Consider the following 16,200-nt stretch of genomic DNA (forward strand, 5'->3'; position numbering starts at 1 on the left):
TCCGGTGTCACCGGCCGATTCAGGGTTGACGATGAGGCATGGCGCAAGCGCCGGACGAAGAACACTTCGAGATGCTCGCCGGCCGGCTTCTGGCCGGGGCGGTCGTCCCGTTCCTGGGCGCCGGGGTGAACCTGTGTGACCGGCCGCCGGCGGCGGTGTGGGAGCGGGGCCGTTATCTGCCGAGCGGGGCCGAGCTGGCGGCGTATCTGGCCGAGTCGATCGGTTATCCGTACGCCGACTCCGGTGACCTGTTGCGGGTGTCGCAGTACGTCGACGTGAAGCTGGGCAACGGGCCGCTGTACGAGAGCCTGCACGAGGTGTTCGACGCCGACTACGCGCCGACCCCGGTGCACCGGCTGCTGGCGAGCCTGCCCAAGCTGGTGCGGGCCCGCGGCCGGCGGTTCTTCCCGCTGAACGTGACCACCAACTACGACGACGCGCTGGAGCGGGCGTTCCAGGAGGCGGGCGAGCCGTACGACCTGGTCACCTACATCGCGGACGGTCCGGACCGGGGCCGGTTCAAGCACACCCGGCCCGACGGCAGCACCGAGGTGATCCTGGTGCCCAACGTCTATCAGGAGCTGCGCTGCGACGAGCGGCCGGTGATCGCGAAGATTCACGGTGCGGTCGGGCGGGACGCCGGTGAACGTGACAGTTTCGTGGTGACCGAGGACCACTACATCGCCTACATCAGCCACACGGATGTGGCGAAGCTGATCCCGATCAACATCGCGACCCGGATGAAGAAGAGCCATTTCCTGTTCCTGGGTTACAGCCTCAAGGACTGGAACCTGCGGGTCATCCTGCACCGGTTGTGGGGTGACGACGGGCTGACCTACAACTCGTGGGCGATCCAGCCGCGGCCCGAGCGGATCGAGGAGAAGGCCTGGTACCGGCGTGGTGTCGAGCTGCTGGACTCGGGTCTGGTCGAGTACGCGGCCGAGCTCGAGCGGGCGCTGGCGCCGGTGGCGGAGAGTCAGAAGCCATGACTGTCGTACGGCTGTCGCCGCACCTGTACGGCTGCCCGTTCAAGGGTTTGCAGCCCTACACCGAGCAGGACGGTGACTACTTCTTCGGCCGTGACGCCGACCGTGACCTGGTCACGGCGAACCTGCTGGCGAGCCGGCTGACCGTGCTGTACGGGCCGAGCGGGGTCGGCAAGAGCTCGCTGCTGCAGGCCGGGGTGGTGCGTCACCTGCATCAGCTGGCCGAGAGCGAGTTCAGCTATCTGGCCGTGGGCCGGGCGGTGGTCGTCTACTTCTCGTCGTGGCGCGACGACCCGCTCGACGGGCTCGGTGCGGCCCTGCAGGCGGTGGCCTCGCCTCATGCGGAGCCGGACGCGCCGGGCCGGCGGCGGCTGTCGGTGGAGATGATCCGTGAGGTCAGCGAGCGGCTGGACGCCGACGTGGTGCTGCTGCTCGACCAGGCCGAGGACTTCATCACGTATCACTCCGGGCCGTCCGGGGACGCGTTCGCGGCGCTGCTGGGCCGCGTCGTCGGCACGCCGGGTCTGCGGGCCAGTGTGCTGCTCGGCATCCGTGAGGACGCCCTGGCCAAGCTCGACCGGCTGGAAGCGCAGGTGCCGGGCCTGTTCGGCAACACGCTGCGGCTCAACCTGCTCGACGAGCAGGCGGCCCGCCAAGCCATCGAGCAGCCGCTGAACAGGTTCAACGAGACCGCCCCGGAAGGCCGGGAGATGGCCGTCGAGCCGGAACTGGTCGACGAGCTGGTGCCGGAGCTGCGCACCGGGCGGATGTCGGTGACCGACAGCGGCGCCGGCACGGCCGGCGGGGCCGACACGACGGTGGAGGCGCCGTTCCTGCAACTGGTGATGACGCGGCTGTGGGCGGCCGAGCGGGAACGGGCCAGCCAGGTGCTGACCCGGGCCACCCTGGCCGAGCTGGGCGGCGCCGAGCAGATCGTGCGCACCCACCTGGACACGGTGATGGCCGAGCTGACCGGGCAGCAGCAGGAGGTGGCCGCGGGCATCTTCCGGCATCTGGTGACCCCGTCGGGGATGAAGCTGGCGCACACGGCCGAGGACCTGGCCGACTATGCCGGGGTCGCGGACGCGGCGCAGGTGGCCGAGGTCCTGGAGCAGCTGGCGGCGGGCCGTGAGCGGATCCTGCGGCCGGTGCCGCCGCCGGTGAATCAGCCCGGCCCGCCCCGGTACGAGATCTTCCACGACGTGATGGCGTCGGCCGCGCTGGACTGGCGGCGCCGCTACACCGCCGAACGGCAGCGCCTGGCCACCGAGGCCGAGCTGCTGGCGGCCCGGGCCGAGGCCGAGGCCGAGCATCGGCGCACCCGGCGCCGGCTGACGGTGTCGCTGCTGGTCTCCGGTGTGCTGGCCGTCCTGCTGGTGGTGGCGGTCGCGTTCTTCGTGCAGGCCCAGCGCAGCCGCAGCGAGGCCCAGCACCAGGCGATGCTGGCCGAATACGAGCAGACGTTGCAGCGTGACCCGGCCGCCGGGCTGAAAGCGGCCCTCGACGGGTGGGACGAGAAGAGCACCGGCGACGCGGAGGCGGCCGTGCGGACCGCCGTCGAAGCGGACACCAACCGGCTGATCCTGCGCGGGCATGAGGGAACGGTCAACACGGCGGTGCCTGCCCCCGACGGCAAGTCCGTGCTCACTGCCGGGCAGGACGGCACTGCCCGGCTGTTCGACGCGAGCACCGGCCGGCTGCGGCGGCAGTTCACCGCCGCCGGAGGGTCACCGCTGACCGGGGCGTCCTTCAGCCCCGACGGCACGCTGGTCGCCACCACCGCCCAGAACGGCCAGATCCAGGTGTACGAGAGCGGCGGCCGCCATCTGGGCCGTCTCGGCCAGGCCAGCCTGTGGTGGGGCACCCGCTGGATCACGCTGAGCGGCCGGCCGGCCCTGCTCGTGTGCTGCACCGACGAGGGACCGGCCACGCTGTGGGACGCGCGGACCCGCAAGCAGCTGACGCAGTACGGACCGGCCGCCGAGAAAGCCTGGTACGCGTCGGCCTCCCCGGACGGGCGGCAGATCGTGACCACCGGGCCCAAGGGTGTCCTGACCATCTGGGAGACCGCGACGGGCCGCATGCTCGCCCGCTCGGACGAATTCGGCTACTCCTCGTCGATGCCGGAGTTCGTCGCCGGGTCGAACCGCGTGGTGTTCATGAACCAGCAGTTCGACTACGGCTACTACTGGGTCAGCTTCTGGGACTGGCGCAAAGGCGCCGGCGAGCTCGACCGCCGAACTGACATGCGCAGCCGGGTCATCGCCCCCATGGCCGTACGCCCGGACGGTGAGAAGGTGGCCATCCTGCTCGACAAGGAGATCGACTTCTTCGACGCCCGCACCGGCGAGCTCGAGAACTGGACCCCCCAAGAGCCGGACTGGGTCACGTCGGCCACCTACAGCCGCGACGGCCGGTGGCTGGTCGTCGGCGGCAACGACGGCCGCGTCCGGGTGTGGCTCGCCGACCGCATGGGCAACCGTCCCGTCGCCGAACTGCTCGGTCACCGCGGCAGCATCCTGACCGTCGCCTTCGACCGGAAGGATCCATGGCGCGTCATCTCGGCCAGCGCCGACGGCACAGCCCGGGTCTGGCAGCTGCCGTCGCGCACCGTGCTGGCCGGGGCCACCGGCTGGGTACTGGCCGCCGGTTACAGCCCGGACGGCCGCAACATCGTCACCGCCGAGGAGGACGGGCACCTGCGGGTCTACGACACCAAGGGCAAGCTGCTCAAGGAATGGCCGGTCACCTACGGCAACGATCAGCTCAACAACGCGCTGTTCACGCCGGACGGCGACCGCATCGTGTCCAGCTCCGTGGGAAGTGACCGGCCTCAGGTGACGATGTGGCAGTCCGGCCCGAGCATTCCGCCGCTGCAGCAGAGCGGCACCCTGCTCAAGAGCCTGGCCATCAGCCCGGACGGCGCGACGGTGGCCGCCGGCGACGCGAACAACCAGGTGATTGTCTGGGATCTGGGCACCGGCAGGATCGTCCGTCGGCTGGGCGTGGCGAATCCGAACCTGTCCGTCCTCGGGGTGGCGTACCTGCCGGGCGGCACCACGCTGGCCGCGGCCGGCACCGACGGCACCGTCCGGTTGTTCGGCCCCGGCACCGGCGAACCGGTCCGCGTTCTCGGCCGGGCCGGGTCGTCGCCGCTGCGCGCGCTGACCGTGTCCCGCGACGGCCGGCTGCTGCTGACCGCGTCCGAGGACCACCGCCTGCACCTGTGGCGGCTCTCCGACGGCTCGGTGCGCGAGTTCGACGGGCCGGACAGCACCATCGGTGGTCTGGCCTTCAACGCCGACGCCTCGCTGCTGGCGGTCAGCGCGGCCGACGGCGCGGTGCACGTGTGGCGGGCCGGTGACCTGGGGCACCAGCTGACCGAGCTGCACCGGCACGGCGACGCGGTCAACGCGGTCCAGTTCACCCCCGACGGGCGCGGCTTCCTCACCGCCAGCGACGACACCACCGCCGCGGTCTACCCGTGCGTCTCCTGCGGGAACTTCGAGGACGTCCGGCAGATGGCCGAGCGGCGGGAGTCCGGCCGCGGCTAGGGTTGCAGCGCCGGCAGCAGCTTGGCGGTGACCGCGCGCAGCCGGGCGACGTCCTCGGGGGTGAGGTGGTCGAAGATCAGGCGGCGGACCTCGGCGACATGCCCGGGGGCGGCGGCCTCCAGCACGGCCATTCCGGCGTCGGTGAGACAGGCGAGCTGGCCGCGTTTGTCGCTGGGGCAGGCCCGGCGTTCCAGCCAGCCGCGCTGTTGCAGGCTGGCCACCGCGTGCGACAGCCGGCTGGGGGTGGTGCCGACGGCCCTGGCCAGCTCCGTCATGCGCAGGCACCGGTTGTCGGCGGCGCTGAGCGTGGCCAGGATCTGGTAGTAGGCGTGCGGGATGCCGGTGTCCTCGCGCAGCTGCCGGTCCAGGGCGGCCGGCATCGCCATGAGGATCTGGGCGAGGTTGAGCCAGGCGCCCATCTCGTCGTCGTCGAGCCAGCGGGTGGTGCTCATGTCGTCTGGAAGGAGCGTTTGGCGAAGCCCATCGCGTAGCCGTCGATCGCGGTGCGGACCGGGCCGGTGGGGTCGGTGGCGGCGCCCAGGGTGACGAACAGCGGGGTGAAGTGCTCGACGGTCGGGTGCGCGTAGGGCATGCCGGGGGCGCGGTCGCGGAACGCGGCCAGCTCGTCGACGTCGCCGCGGGCGAGGGCCTCGGCCGCCCAGTGGTCGAAGTCGGACGACCAGCCGGGCACGTGCCCGGCCAGCATGGCCCGGGTCAGGAACTGCAGGCCGTGTGTCATGAAGCCGGAGCCGATCACCAGCACCCCTTGTTCGCGCAGCGGGCGCAGGCGCTCGCCGAGCGACATCAGGGTGGCGGCGTCGTGGGTGGGGATGCTCAGCTGCAGGACGGGGACGTCCGCCTCCGGGTACATGATCTTCAGGGGGACCCAGGCACCGTGGTCGAGGCCGCGGTTGTTGTGCTCGTGCACGCTCTGCGGCATCAGGGCGCTCACCTGCCGGGCCAGGCCGCCGGCGTCGGGGGTGTCATAACGCATGCGGTAATACATGGGGTTGAAGCCGCCGAAGTCGTACACCAAATCGGTGTTGGCCCTTGAACTGGAAAGGGCGAGCGGCGCCGACTCCCAATGGGCGCTGACGATCAGGATCGCGGTGGGCCGGGGCAGGTCGCGGGCCCAGTCGTGCAGCTGGCGCATCCACGCGCCGTCCTCGAAGGTCGGCGGGGCGCCGTGGCTCAGGTACAGCGACGGCATCGGCCCGTCGGCGGGCGCCCACGGGCGGTGCGGGCCGAGGGTGGCGACCCGGTCGAGGTGGCGCTGGAACGGGTGGAGGTCCATCGGGTGTCCTCAGGCGGTGCGCTGGCGGGGCAGGTCGAGGGTGTGCGCGGTGTGGTCGCGTTTGGTTTCCAGGTAGCGGGCGTTGGTGTCGGACAGGTGCACCCCGGTCGGGATCTGCTCGACGATGCCGATACCGAGCGCGGCGAGCTGGGCGGCCTTGTCGGGGTTGTTGCTCAGCAGCCGGATCCGATCGGCGCCGAGGGTGTGCAGCATCTGCGCGGCCGCGGTGTAGTCCCGCTCGTCCTCGCCATGACCCAGGGCCAGATTCGCCTCGTACGTGTCCAAACCCGTGTCCTGCAAGGCGTAGGCGTCCAGCTTCGCGTACAGGCCGATCCCGCGGCCCTCCTGGCGCAGGTACAGCAGGAACCCGCCGGCGGTGGTGATCCGCTCGGCCGCCTCGCGCAGCTGGGGGCCGCAGTCGCAGCGGGCGCTGCCGAACACGTCACCGGTCAGGCATTCGCTGTGCGGGCGCACGAGGGGCACCTCGGCGTCACGCCACGGGCCCAGGCCGAGGGCGAGGTGTTCACGGCCGTCGGCCAGGCCGGTGAAGGTGAACACGTCGGCCGTGGTGGTGTAGCCGTCGGGGAAGCGCATCGGGACCACGACGCTGGTACGGACCGTCATGGGCACAAGCATCACCCGAGGATGTTGAAACATCAACAACTGCGGTGGTGTCCTGCGCCACCCGGCGGCGGTAGATTCGCGCGCATGAATTACCGGACCTTGGGAGCGAGCGGGCTGCGCGTCTCGGAGCTGATCCTGGGCACGATGACCTTCGAGGCCGCCGACGGCGAATGCGCCCGCATCCTCGACACGTACGCCGAGGCGGGCGGCAACACCATCGACACGGCGGTCAACTACCGCGACGGGGCCAGCGAGGAGATCCTCGGCAAGCTCCTGGCCGGCCGGCGCGAGCGGTTCGTGCTGGGCAGCAAGTACACGGTGTCGCGCGACCGGCGCGACCCCAACGCCGGCGGCAACGCCCGCAAGAACCTGCGGGCCTCGCTCGAGACCAGCCTGCAACGGCTCGGCACCGACTATCTCGACCTGTACTGGGTGCACATGTGGGACCGGGCCACCCCGATCGAGGAGACGATGCGGGCCCTGGACGACGCCGTCCGAGCCGGGAAGATCCTCTACGTGGGCATCTCCGACGCGCCCGCGTGGGTGGTGGCCCGGGCGAACACCCTGGCCGAGTGGCGCGGCTGGAGCGCGTTCGTGGGCCTGCAGGTCCCGTACAGCCTGCTGCAACGCGACGTGGAACGCGAGCTGCTGCCGATGGCGGCCGAGCTGGGCCTGGGCGTGACCGCGTGGAGCCCCCTCGCCGGCGGGGTCCTGACCGGCAAATACAGCGGCGGCGCCCGGCCGGAGCAGTCCCGCTTCGACCCGGCCGGTCTCGGCGAGCGCGCTCACACGGTGGCCCGGGCCGTGCACGAGGTCGCGGCCGCCCGTGGCGTCCCGGCGGCCCAGGTGGCGATCGCCTGGACCAGGGCCCGGCACGCCGACGTCTTCCCGATCGTCGGCGCCCGCAAAGCAGATCAACTGCAGGACAACCTGGGTGCCGTACGGATTCAGCTCAGCACCGAGGAACTCGCCCGGCTGGAGGCACCCACGGGTTTCGAGGCCGGCTTCCCGCAGGACTTCATCGACCAGACCTCCGACTGGGTGCTGGGAGCGGCCCGGGTATGACGATCGCCTACTTCGACGGTGTCGCCGACACGTACGACCAGATCCTGCCGTTCTTCACCGCCTTCGCCACCCAGGCCGTGGACCACCTCGGCCCGGCCCCCGGCACGCGAGCCCTGGACCTGGCGGCCGGCCGGGGCGCGTTCACCGCGGCCCTGCTGGCCCGCGGTTGCCGGGTCACCGCGGTCGACGGCGCACCCCGCATGGTCGAGCTGCTGCGCCGCGACCATGCCGACGTTGACGCCCACGTGCGCGACGCCGCCCACCTGGAGCTGCCGCCGGACACCTTCCACCTGGTCGTCTGCGGTTTCGCCATCCACATCATCGCCGACCCGCGCGCCGCCCTGGCCGAGGCGATCCGCGTCGCCCGGCCCGGCGCGACACTGGCCTTCACCGTGCCCGCCCCGGCCCCGGGCCCGGACCCGCTGATCGAGCTGTACGCCGAGTACCGCCGCTTCCACGCCGACGGCTGCGGCCGCCACGGCAACGACGCCGAGGAGGCCGACCTGTTCGCCGCCTCCACCCTGACCGACATCACGGCGACCCACGTGGAGGTGGCGATCCCGGTCCCCGACGGCGAAACCTACTGGCGCTGGAGCCGCTCACACGGCTCGGGCCGCTTCATCGACGGCCTGCCCGCCGACAGACGCGCCGAGATGCACACCCGCCTGCTGGCCCGCCTGGCCGAGATCCCGGATTTCGTCCTGCACCGCTCCGCCACCTTGTGGACAGCCCACAAGCCGTGACAGACCACCACTACAGCGCCGCCGACCTCACCGTCCTGTCGATGACCGACGCCGTCCGGCGGCGACCCGGCATGTTCTTCGCCCCTGGCCCCGACCTGGCCACCCGGGTGCTGTGCACGGTAATCGGCCACGCGTTCCACCCGGCCGCTACGGTGGCGGCCGCGCACACCCCGCGCGTCGTCGCCGACATCACCGCCGGGCTGGCCTTCTCGGTCACCGACGACCAGGCCGCCGCCGACCCCGACCGTCCCCGGCTCGGTTACGACGGCACGCTGCTGACCCCCGAACGCTGGTCGTATGCCGCCGCGGTCGCCGTGAGCACGCACACCAGCGTGGAGACATGGCGGGACGGCCGCGGTTTCCGCCAGAGCCTGACCGGCCTGCACCCGCTGAAGCCACCCGAACCCCTCACCGCGCCCGCCGGCGCCGGCACCCGCGTGGCGTACGTCCTCGACCCGGCCTTCTTCGGCCCGGCCGCGATAACCGCCGACCTTGCCGCCCTCGACGTGCACGGCCCGCGCCGCACCGCCCCGTCCGGCCCCGGCGAGGTCCTGATTCGCGATCACCGGCATCTATAAGTATGTGCTATCGACACACGTCAATGTGATGCTCGGGGGCGGGGAAGCGGGGAGGCCCCCTCGCCTAACGTGCCGGGCATGGCCAACGACGCACTCGCGCAAGAACTGATCGACATGACCGACGAAGACCGGCGGCGGCAAGCCGGCGCGCTCAGCGACGACTTCACCGCCCAACTGGCCCATCGCCGCGTCACCGTCCGCAACGCCGACCGCCTCGCCGAGATCATCGACGAGCACGGGTGGCCCACCGCGGAGCTCGTCGGCCCCGAAGCGGCCCGCCGGGCGTGGCTGATCGCGCAGCACGCCGACCGGCAACTCCACCTGCAACGACGAGCCCTGACCTTGATGACCGAGGCCGTGCGCGCGGGCACCGGCGACATCACCCAGCTGGCCATGCTGCGCGACCGCATCCTGGTCAACGAGGGCCGCCCGCAGCTCTACGGCACCCAGATCGCCGGTGTCGTCGACGGCGCCCCCGTCCCGTGGCCGTGCGAGGACCCGGACCAGCTGGACCAGCGGCGCGCGGAAGTCGGCTTGGAGCCGTTCGCGGTGCACGTCGCCAAACACGCGCCGGCCTGAGGTCTAATCGCCGTCGGGGCGGCCTTCGGACAGCCACTGGGCCAGGCCGCGCAGGCCCGGCGCCCAGCGGCCCAGGTCGGTGACCTCCGGGTGAGTGGTGATGACGGTGAGCAGTTCGGCCACGGCCTCGTCGGGGCGCTGGGCGTCGTTGAGGGTCAGGGCGCGGAAGACCCGGACCGCGTCCGAGTCCGGAAACTCCTGGCGGGTGCGGTCGAGGACCGCCAGGGAGGCGTCCAGCTCGCCCAGCCAGCGCAGGGTGCTGGCGTACTGGCACAGGCAGCGGCGCCGCACGTCGCCGGTCAGGCCCAGCGCGAGTGCCCGCTCGTAGTAGCCGCGGGCCGTCTGTTCCTCGCCGGCCGTGTCGTAGGCGCCGCCCACCTCGTACACCAGGACCGGATGCTCGGGGTGCTCGGCCAGCAGGGCCTGGAAGTAGGCGATGGTCGGGGCCATGTTTTCGCGGTCGCGCCGGTCGTAGCCGCGCTGGACGGCCTCGGCCAGGTCGGGGGTCAGCTCGGTGCTCACGCGAAGATTATTGTTCGGCCATGCCAGTTTCGGAGTATGTGAGCACGATGCGCGCCCACGTCGGGCACGATCTGCTGCTGTTGCCCGGCGCCGGTGGTGTCGTGCGGGACGAGCGGGGGCGGATCCTGCTGCTGCGGCGTTCCGACAACGGGCAGTGGTCGCTGCCGGCGGGGATGATCGAGCCGGGGGAGCAGCCGGCCGAGGCGGCGCTGCGCGAGATCTACGAGGAGACCGGCGTGCGGGCCGAGATCGAACGGCTGGCCGGGGTGGGCATCCACGAGACGCGCTACCCGAACGGGGACCACTGCTCGTATCTGTCCGTGTGGTTCCGGTGCCGGCCCGTCGGCGGGCAGGCCCGGCCCGACGGCGACGAGTCCCTGGAAGTCGGCTGGTTCGCGCCGGACGAGCTGCCCCCGGTCAGCGAGCCCACGAAACTGCGCATCGAGACCACGGCGGCGCCGGACGGGCCGCCGTGGTTCGCCCCGGCCCCCTGAAGAAGCAGGTCGCCTAAAGACCCAGGGCCGCCCGAGCCAGGCCGAGGGCGGTCTCCGGCGCGACACCCAGCGCGCGGGTCGTCTCGGCGTACAGGAACGCGGCCTTTTGCGCCTGAGCCGACGTGCCGGCGGCGCGGGACGTGATCACGGTGCCGGCACGCCCGCGGGTCTCGACGAGACCGGCGGTCTCCAGCTCGCGGTAGGCGCGGGCCACCGTGTTCGCGGCCAGGCCCAGCTGGGTGGCCAGCGTGCGCACCGGCGGGAGTTTCTCCCCGGCGGTCAGCGTGCCCTCGGCGGCCAGCGCGGCGATGCGCAGCCGGACCTGCTCGTACGGCGGGGTCGGCGAGTCGTGGTCGATGGTGATGTCCATCAGATCAGTCTCGGGGGTGTGTTGCCGGCTTCGGTGATGGCGCGGCGCATCGGGACCAGGGCGAGCAGGATGCCACCGACCAGGAAGAACACGACCAGCGAGACGATGCCGACCCGGTAGCTGTTGGTCAGCTGGAAGATCAGGCCGAAGGCGAGCGGGCCGAGCCAGCTGGTGCCCTTGTCGCTGATCTCGTAGAAGCCGTAGTACTCGCCCTCCTTGCCGGCCGGGATCAGCTGGGAGAACAGGCTGCGCGACAGGGCCTGGCTGCCGCCCAGGACCAGGCCGATGCCGGCGCCGAGCAGCATGAACGGCAGCGGCTGACCGGCCGGCAGCCAGTACGCGGCGATGATCACGGCGAGCCACAGGGCCAGGCTGAACAGCACGGTGCGTTTCGCGCCGATGCGGGCGGCCATCGCGCCCAGCAGCAGCGCGCCGCCGAAGGCGAGGAACTGCACGATCAGGATCGTGATGATCAGCGTGGACTGTTCCAGGTCGAGTTCCTCGGTGCCGTACTGGCTGGCCAGGGTGATCACGGTCTGGATGCCGTCGTTGTAGATCAGGTAGGACAGCAGGAAGAACAGGGTCAGCGGGTAGGCCCGGATGCCGCGGATCGTACGGCCCAATTGTTTGAAGCCGTCGGTCAGCACATTGCCCGAGTTCTTCGATGCGGCCTGGCCGGGGTGCTCTTTCAACCACAGCAGGGGTACGACGGTGAACGCGGCCCACCAGATGCCGGCCGACACGATGCACCAGCGGGCGATGTCCAGGGTCCGCTGGTCGTCGCCCTCGACGGCCAGCACGGTGACGGCGACCAGGTTGAACGCCAGCAGCAGGCCGCCGCCGAGGTAGCCGATGGCCCAGCCTCGGCTGGACAGCTTGTCCCGGTCGTCGGGGCCGGCCAGCTGCGGCAGGAACGAGTTGTAGACGACGATGGCCGCGCCGAACGAGATGTTCGCGATCAGGAACAGGAAACCGCCGAGCAGGTAGCGGTCGCCGGTCACGAACGCCATCGCGATGGTGGCGACGGCGCCGGTGAACGCGGCCGCGGCCAGCAACGGTTTCTTGCGCGGGGCCCGGTCGGCGACCGCGCCCATCACCGGCAGCACGAAGACGGTCAGCAGCACCGACAGCGACACCACGTACGGGTAGAAGGAGCCGGCCGCGACCGCGATCCCGAACGGGTGCACCCGGCCGGTGCAGTCGTCGGTACCCAGCGGGCAGCCGGCGGCGATCTCGGTGACCGTGGTCAGGAACGGGCCCAGGAACACGGTGATGACGGTGGTCTGGAAGGCCGAGTTGGCCCAGTCGTACATGTACCAGCCACGGCGCTCGCGGGCGCCGACGGTGGAAACGGCCATGGTGGTCATCAGGCTCCAGGAAGTCGTTCGGTGGCGCGCAAACTATCGCATCCGCGGCCACCGAACGGGAGCCTCAGTTTTCCTGCCACCACCGGGCCAGCGTGGAGGTGGCCGGGTCCTCGGAGTCGGCCAGGGCCGCCCACGGGTCCACACCCGGCGGCAGCTGCTCGCCCGCATAATCGGCGAGCTCTTGCGGCTGTACGGGGTCCACGGGCGTGACAAGCGCGTCGGCGGGCACCACACCGAGGCTGCCGGTGTCGATCCACGGGAACCCGTCGACCGGTTCCGGCAGCTCACCGACGTGCACCGGGGGCGGGAACACGTCGACCGGGTCGTCGGCGGGCAGCTCGGCGACCTCGTGCTCCGGCTCGTCGAAGACATGCTCGGCGGGCTCGTGGACCGGCTCGTCGTACGTGTGGTGGTCGTCCACCTCGTACTCGAAATGGTCCTCGAAGGGCAGCGGCTCCGCGTGCTCCGGCAGCTGATGGTCGTCGAAGACGCCGAAGTCGTCCTCGTGGTCGCCGAAGTCGTGATGGTCCGTCATCGGTCCTCCTGGTCGTGCGGGACGGGCGTCAGCGCCCGGGCCCGCGCAAGCACGGCGTCGGCGGCACGCAGCCTGGCGCGTACCGTGTCGAGCTCCTGCTGGGCGGCGGCCCGCCGTTTGGCGCGCCCGGCCGCGTCCTCGGCGGCCGCCGCGTCGATCTCGGCGATGTGCGCGTCCAGGTCGCGCAGCCTCTTCTCCACGGCGTCGTCCACGGCCACCGACAGCGCGTACTGCAGGTCGGTGAACCGGTTGGCGATCTCGTCGGCCAGCGCGGCCCGGGCCTCGCCGAGCACGTCGCGCAGCCAGATCCGGGCCTGCTGGCGGTCCTGCTGCACCCGCCGCCGGTACAGCACGTAGCCGCCGGCGGCCAGGCCGAGGCCGATCCCGGCGACCGGCACGAGCAGCCCGCCGGCGGCGAAGACGGACACGCCGAGGATGGCGCCGCGCCCGGCCATGAACGCGATGCCGCCGGCCGACAACGCGATGAGCAGGTTGTCGGCCGAGCCGTCGCGCGGCGGGGCGGCGTCCATGGCGTGCCGCAGCGACGCGTTGAGCCGCCCCAGCATGGCGGCCCGTTCCGCCTCGTCGAACACCGACGCCAGGACCCGGTCGCCGACCTGCGCGAACGTCTCCTCCAGGCCCTGCGACAGCTCGACGGCCAGGGCTTGCAGCTCGGCGTCGAGGGCGTCCGGCAGCTGGGCCAGGGCCTCACCGCGGCCGGTGTCGACCCGGGCCGAGAACTCCTGCTGCATGGCGGCGATGCGGGTGCGCAGCTGCCCGACGGTCTCCACCCGGGCCCGCTGCGTCTCGGTCGACAGCAGCAGCGTCCACTGCCGCGACTCGGTGCGCTTGCGGGCGGCCAGCGCGGCCCGCTCGGCCCGCACCTGCGCCACCCGCACCGGGTCGGCGTCGGCCGCCCGCACCCGGTCGGCGGCCGCCTCCTCCAGGCGTACGAGATCGGCCCGCGAAGCTCTCAGAACGTTGGCCAGTTGCAGCTGGTGCCCGCGCCCGGCCAGCTCGACCAGGGCGTGCTGCAACTCGGCGATCTTCGACGCCTCCACCAGCGCGGCCTGCTCGGCCGGGCCGGACTGCACGGCCAGCTCGGCCAGCAGCGACGACACCGGAAACCAGGGGGCGTCGCCGAAGCGGGGGGCGTGCGCGCGCAGCAGCGCCTGATTGTCCTCGGCGATGCGCCGCCACCCGGGAAAAGCGTCAACCTTGGTCAGGGCGAACACGACCGCATCGACCCGTTCGCTGGCCGCCACGAGAAAATCGAGCTCGGGCTTGGACAGCGGCGCCGACGCGTCGGCGACGAACATCAGCGCGGTGGCCCGCTCCACAGCGGCCAGGGCGACGGTGGCGTGCGCCGGGTCGAGGCCGCCGACGCCGGGGGTGTCGAGCAGGCTCACGTAGCGCAGCAGCGGCGCCGGGTGCGCCACCTCGATGCGCCGGGCCCGCTGCGCGCCGGTCGCCCACCCGGCCAGGTCGTCGATCGCGATCGGCTCGGCCGCGCCGGGCAGCCACGCTTTGGCCGCGAACTCGCCGGGCACGAACTGCAGGTAGGTGGCGGTGGCCACGGCCGCGTCGACCGGGGACAGGCCGGGCACCCCGAGCAGCGCGTTGATCAGCGAGCTCTTGCCGCGCTTGGTCTCACCGACGATGACCACCTGCGGGCGGGTCAGCCGCACCCGCCGCAGCTCGGCCAGCTCGGCGCCGGCGTCAGGGTCCTGGCTTTTGACGTACGCCAGGGTGTCGCGCACGGCCGCGTCGAGAACACTGGCGAGATCGCCGCCGGGCCTGCTCATGAGCGCACCTGCTGGGCCAGCAGGTGGAAGCCGCGGTGGGCGATCTGCGCGACCCGTGACTGGGCCGGCCCGGCGCCGGCCACCGCGTAGACCCGCCACCGGTTGGCCGCGGCCACCGCGGCGGCGGCCAGCTCCTCGGTGCCCGCCTCGGGAAGCCGCAGGATCCAGCGCGGGTCCTCCGAGGTGGCCAGGCGGGTCAGCTCCTGCTCCCACTCCACCGGCAGGCTCACCGCGCCGGTGGCGACCCGCTGGGCGGCGTCCAGCAGCCGCAGCCGGTGATAGGCCGGGTCGCGCAGCAGCCCCTCCACGGCGTCGCGCAGCACCTCCCGGTCGTGCGGGTCACGGCAGTGCCCGGCCAGCCGCTCGAGCCGCGCGAGGGCCCACCCGGCCTTGATCGCGTCGGAGCGCCACCGGAACGTCTCCTCCAGACTCTGCCGCAGCCGCGGGAACCCGGACGCGGCGACCAGCCGCCGCACCAGCTCACCGGTCGACAGCCGCGGCTCGGCGGCCAGCTGCGCCACCGCGAAGCCGATGCCGTACAGGTCGAGCAGGCCGAGCAGCCGCTCCCGCTGATCGGCGGGAACCGGTGCCGGCCGCGTACGGAACAGATCGGCCGAGGCCAGCAGCAGGCGCAAGTCGCCCTCACCCAGCCCGGCCAGCCGCTGCAGAGCGTCGCGGTCGGCGCCGGTGAGCCGGCCCGCCTCGCCGGTCTCGGCCAGCAGGCCCACGACCGGGACGACATCGGAGACGGTCCGGGCCAGCAGCTGCGCCTGCTGCACGGCGAGAGGCTCGGCCACCGGCCACGGGTCGGTGGCCCCACCGGCCAGCGTGTCGGCCTTGCCGAACACGCCCAGCGCGTTGATCGGGCTCGACGCGAGCCGGGCCGAGGCGTCCCGGAACGCCTCCAGGGCCTGCACGTCGTCGGCCCGCACCGCCTGGGTGAACACGTACACGACGGCCTCGGCCGCGGCGACCTCTGAGGCGGAGTCGGCGTCGATGTCGGCGTCGAACGGCGCCGTGCCGACCGCCTCGGCCGCCCGGTCGCTGACCACGGTGTCGGTCGAGGCCAGCCCCGGCGTGTCGACCACGGTCAGCTCACGCAGCTTCTCACTGGTCAACGTCACGTCGACGTAGGCGACCTTGGCCAGCGGCACACCGAGCCGCTGCGGGATCATGCCGTCGTCGCCGAGCGGAAGGCTGCGCCGCAGCCCGTCACGGCACACCACATCGACCCGGTCGGCCGGCCCGTACCGGAACCGGGTGACCACCCGGGTGCACTCGCCGACCGCCGTCGGGGCCACCCGGCGCCCGATCAACGCGTTGACGAGTGTCGACTTTCCGGCTTTCAGGCGGCCCGCGATCGCAACCCGCAGCGGCTCACCGAGACGATCGTGGATCTGTCTGACCTGGTTACCGGCCTCCGGGCCGACACGACCGACCAGTTGATCACACAGCGTCGCTAGGCTGACGCTCAACGGGCCGCTCACCGCGACTCGTCAGCCGGGCACACTGTCGGTGAGAATGTGCAGACCACGGCCGTCCTCTCCATCTCATGCGGGGGCGGGCTCCCGCCGCGGGCACCAGCCTACGGAAGGCGGGAGGACACGGGATCCCGTGTTCGTGCCAGGCACACGCCGAGCAGGGGGAGGAGATCAGGTGGCGGAAGCGCTGCACCCGGCCGCCG

16 protein-coding genes are annotated in these 16,200 nt (G+C 72.2%); 7 read left to right on the forward strand and 9 right to left on the reverse strand.

Annotated features, from left to right (window positions below):
* Positions 1-38: 38 nt before the first annotated feature.
* Together CRP55_RS18440 and CRP55_RS18445 are read left to right on the forward strand one after the other, a co-directional pair.
* A complete protein-coding gene (locus tag CRP55_RS18440) occupies positions 39-989 on the forward strand; it encodes an SIR2 family NAD-dependent protein deacylase (protein WP_097321324.1) in 951 nt (316 codons plus the stop codon).
* Positions 986-4,540 carry an nSTAND1 domain-containing NTPase gene (locus CRP55_RS18445; RefSeq protein WP_097321325.1) on the forward strand — a complete coding sequence of 1,185 codons (3,555 nt, stop codon included), beginning with the start codon at positions 986-988 and terminating at the stop codon, positions 4,538-4,540. Before CRP55_RS18440 ends, CRP55_RS18445 begins: the two co-directional genes overlap by 4 nt.
* On the opposite strand, the gene CRP55_RS18450 is transcribed toward CRP55_RS18445, so the two are convergent.
* From CRP55_RS18450 to CRP55_RS18460, 3 genes are read right to left on the reverse strand one after another with little or no spacing between them, the layout of a single operon-like run.
* Positions 4,537-4,992 carry a MarR family winged helix-turn-helix transcriptional regulator gene (locus tag CRP55_RS18450; RefSeq protein WP_097321326.1) on the reverse strand — a complete coding sequence of 152 codons (456 nt, stop codon included), beginning with the start codon at positions 4,990-4,992 and terminating at the stop codon, positions 4,537-4,539. The two genes, CRP55_RS18445 and CRP55_RS18450, sit on opposite strands and share 4 nt — an antisense overlap.
* The gene (locus tag CRP55_RS18455; protein WP_097321327.1) at positions 4,989-5,834 is read right to left on the reverse strand and encodes a dioxygenase family protein; all 846 of its coding nucleotides are present in this window, start codon (positions 5,832-5,834) and stop codon (positions 4,989-4,991) included. Before CRP55_RS18455 ends, CRP55_RS18450 begins: the two co-directional genes overlap by 4 nt.
* A gap of 9 nt (positions 5,835-5,843) precedes the next feature.
* The gene (locus CRP55_RS18460; RefSeq protein WP_245923135.1) at positions 5,844-6,458 is read right to left on the reverse strand and encodes a GTP cyclohydrolase II; all 615 of its coding nucleotides are present in this window, start codon (positions 6,456-6,458) and stop codon (positions 5,844-5,846) included.
* Positions 6,459-6,542: 84 nt separating this feature from the next.
* Between CRP55_RS18460 and CRP55_RS18465 the strand changes: the two genes are divergently transcribed.
* The 4 genes from CRP55_RS18465 (at position 6,543) to CRP55_RS18480 (ending at position 9,423) form a co-directional block, all read left to right on the forward strand.
* Complete coding sequence (locus tag CRP55_RS18465) at positions 6,543-7,523, forward strand: aldo/keto reductase (RefSeq protein ID WP_097321329.1); 981 nt, start codon at positions 6,543-6,545, stop codon at positions 7,521-7,523.
* On the forward strand, positions 7,520-8,266 hold the full coding sequence (locus tag CRP55_RS18470; RefSeq protein WP_097321330.1) for a class I SAM-dependent methyltransferase: 747 nt from the start codon (positions 7,520-7,522) through the stop codon (positions 8,264-8,266). Before CRP55_RS18465 ends, CRP55_RS18470 begins: the two co-directional genes overlap by 4 nt.
* A complete protein-coding gene (locus CRP55_RS18475; RefSeq protein WP_097321331.1) occupies positions 8,263-8,844 on the forward strand; it encodes a DNA topoisomerase IV subunit B family protein in 582 nt (193 codons plus the stop codon). Before CRP55_RS18470 ends, CRP55_RS18475 begins: the two co-directional genes overlap by 4 nt.
* 78 nt (positions 8,845-8,922) lie before the next feature.
* The gene (locus tag CRP55_RS18480) at positions 8,923-9,423 is read left to right on the forward strand and encodes a DUF6624 domain-containing protein (protein ID WP_097321332.1); all 501 of its coding nucleotides are present in this window, start codon (positions 8,923-8,925) and stop codon (positions 9,421-9,423) included.
* A gap of 3 nt (positions 9,424-9,426) precedes the next feature.
* Here CRP55_RS18480 and CRP55_RS18485 read toward each other — a convergent pair whose 3' ends face one another.
* Positions 9,427-9,945 carry a tetratricopeptide repeat protein gene (locus CRP55_RS18485; RefSeq protein ID WP_218854618.1) on the reverse strand — a complete coding sequence of 173 codons (519 nt, stop codon included), beginning with the start codon at positions 9,943-9,945 and terminating at the stop codon, positions 9,427-9,429.
* A gap of 20 nt (positions 9,946-9,965) precedes the next feature.
* Between CRP55_RS18485 and CRP55_RS18490 the strand changes: the two genes are divergently transcribed.
* Positions 9,966-10,439: an NUDIX hydrolase gene (locus tag CRP55_RS18490; RefSeq protein WP_097321333.1), complete on the forward strand. Its 474-nt coding sequence runs from the start codon at positions 9,966-9,968 to the stop codon at positions 10,437-10,439.
* Between the two features lie 13 nt (positions 10,440-10,452).
* Here the strand turns inward: CRP55_RS18490 and CRP55_RS18495 are convergent, their stop codons facing one another.
* The 5 genes from CRP55_RS18495 to CRP55_RS18515 form a co-directional block, all read right to left on the reverse strand.
* A complete protein-coding gene (locus tag CRP55_RS18495; RefSeq protein WP_097321334.1) occupies positions 10,453-10,809 on the reverse strand; it encodes a GntR family transcriptional regulator in 357 nt (118 codons plus the stop codon).
* Complete coding sequence (locus CRP55_RS18500) at positions 10,809-12,176, reverse strand: MFS transporter (protein ID WP_097321335.1); 1,368 nt, start codon at positions 12,174-12,176, stop codon at positions 10,809-10,811. The genes CRP55_RS18495 and CRP55_RS18500 overlap by 1 nt, the downstream gene beginning before the upstream one ends.
* A 64-nt stretch (positions 12,177-12,240) precedes the next feature.
* A complete protein-coding gene (locus tag CRP55_RS18505; protein WP_097321336.1) occupies positions 12,241-12,711 on the reverse strand; it encodes a hypothetical protein in 471 nt (156 codons plus the stop codon).
* Entirely contained in the window at positions 12,708-14,516 is a 1,809-nt protein-coding gene (locus CRP55_RS18510; RefSeq protein WP_097321337.1) for a dynamin family protein, read from the reverse strand. The genes CRP55_RS18505 and CRP55_RS18510 overlap by 4 nt, the downstream gene beginning before the upstream one ends.
* On the reverse strand, positions 14,513-16,003 hold the full coding sequence (locus CRP55_RS18515) for a dynamin family protein (protein WP_097321338.1): 1,491 nt from the start codon (positions 16,001-16,003) through the stop codon (positions 14,513-14,515). Before CRP55_RS18515 ends, CRP55_RS18510 begins: the two co-directional genes overlap by 4 nt.
* Positions 16,004-16,200 lie beyond the last annotated feature (197 nt).

This window comes from Paractinoplanes atraurantiacus (assembly GCF_900215205.1).
GTDB lineage: Bacteria > Actinomycetota > Actinomycetes > Mycobacteriales > Micromonosporaceae > Actinoplanes > Actinoplanes atraurantiacus.

Excerpts from the sequence above, each read along its gene's own strand:
- CRP55_RS18450 (WP_097321326.1), bottom strand. The coding sequence starts at position 4,992 with ATGAGCACCACCCGCTGGCTCGACGACGACGAGATGGGCGCCTGGCTC.
- CRP55_RS18460 (WP_245923135.1), bottom strand. The coding sequence starts at position 6,458 with ATGACGGTCCGTACCAGCGTCGTGGTCCCGATGCGCTTCCCCGACGGC.
- CRP55_RS18490 (WP_097321333.1), top strand. The coding sequence starts at position 9,966 with ATGCCAGTTTCGGAGTATGTGAGCACGATGCGCGCCCACGTCGGGCAC.
- CRP55_RS18510 (WP_097321337.1), bottom strand. The coding sequence starts at position 14,516 with ATGAGCAGGCCCGGCGGCGATCTCGCCAGTGTTCTCGACGCGGCCGTG.
- CRP55_RS18465 (WP_097321329.1), top strand. The coding sequence starts at position 6,543 with ATGAATTACCGGACCTTGGGAGCGAGCGGGCTGCGCGTCTCGGAGCTG.
- CRP55_RS18470 (WP_097321330.1), top strand. The coding sequence starts at position 7,520 with ATGACGATCGCCTACTTCGACGGTGTCGCCGACACGTACGACCAGATC.
- CRP55_RS18505 (WP_097321336.1), bottom strand. The coding sequence starts at position 12,711 with ATGACGGACCATCACGACTTCGGCGACCACGAGGACGACTTCGGCGTC.
- CRP55_RS18480 (WP_097321332.1), top strand. The coding sequence starts at position 8,923 with ATGGCCAACGACGCACTCGCGCAAGAACTGATCGACATGACCGACGAA.
- CRP55_RS18440 (WP_097321324.1), top strand. The coding sequence starts at position 39 with ATGGCGCAAGCGCCGGACGAAGAACACTTCGAGATGCTCGCCGGCCGG.
- CRP55_RS18495 (WP_097321334.1), bottom strand. The coding sequence starts at position 10,809 with ATGGACATCACCATCGACCACGACTCGCCGACCCCGCCGTACGAGCAG.
- CRP55_RS18500 (WP_097321335.1), bottom strand. The coding sequence starts at position 12,176 with ATGACCACCATGGCCGTTTCCACCGTCGGCGCCCGCGAGCGCCGTGGC.
- CRP55_RS18455 (WP_097321327.1), bottom strand. The coding sequence starts at position 5,834 with ATGGACCTCCACCCGTTCCAGCGCCACCTCGACCGGGTCGCCACCCTC.
- CRP55_RS18445 (WP_097321325.1), top strand. The coding sequence starts at position 986 with ATGACTGTCGTACGGCTGTCGCCGCACCTGTACGGCTGCCCGTTCAAG.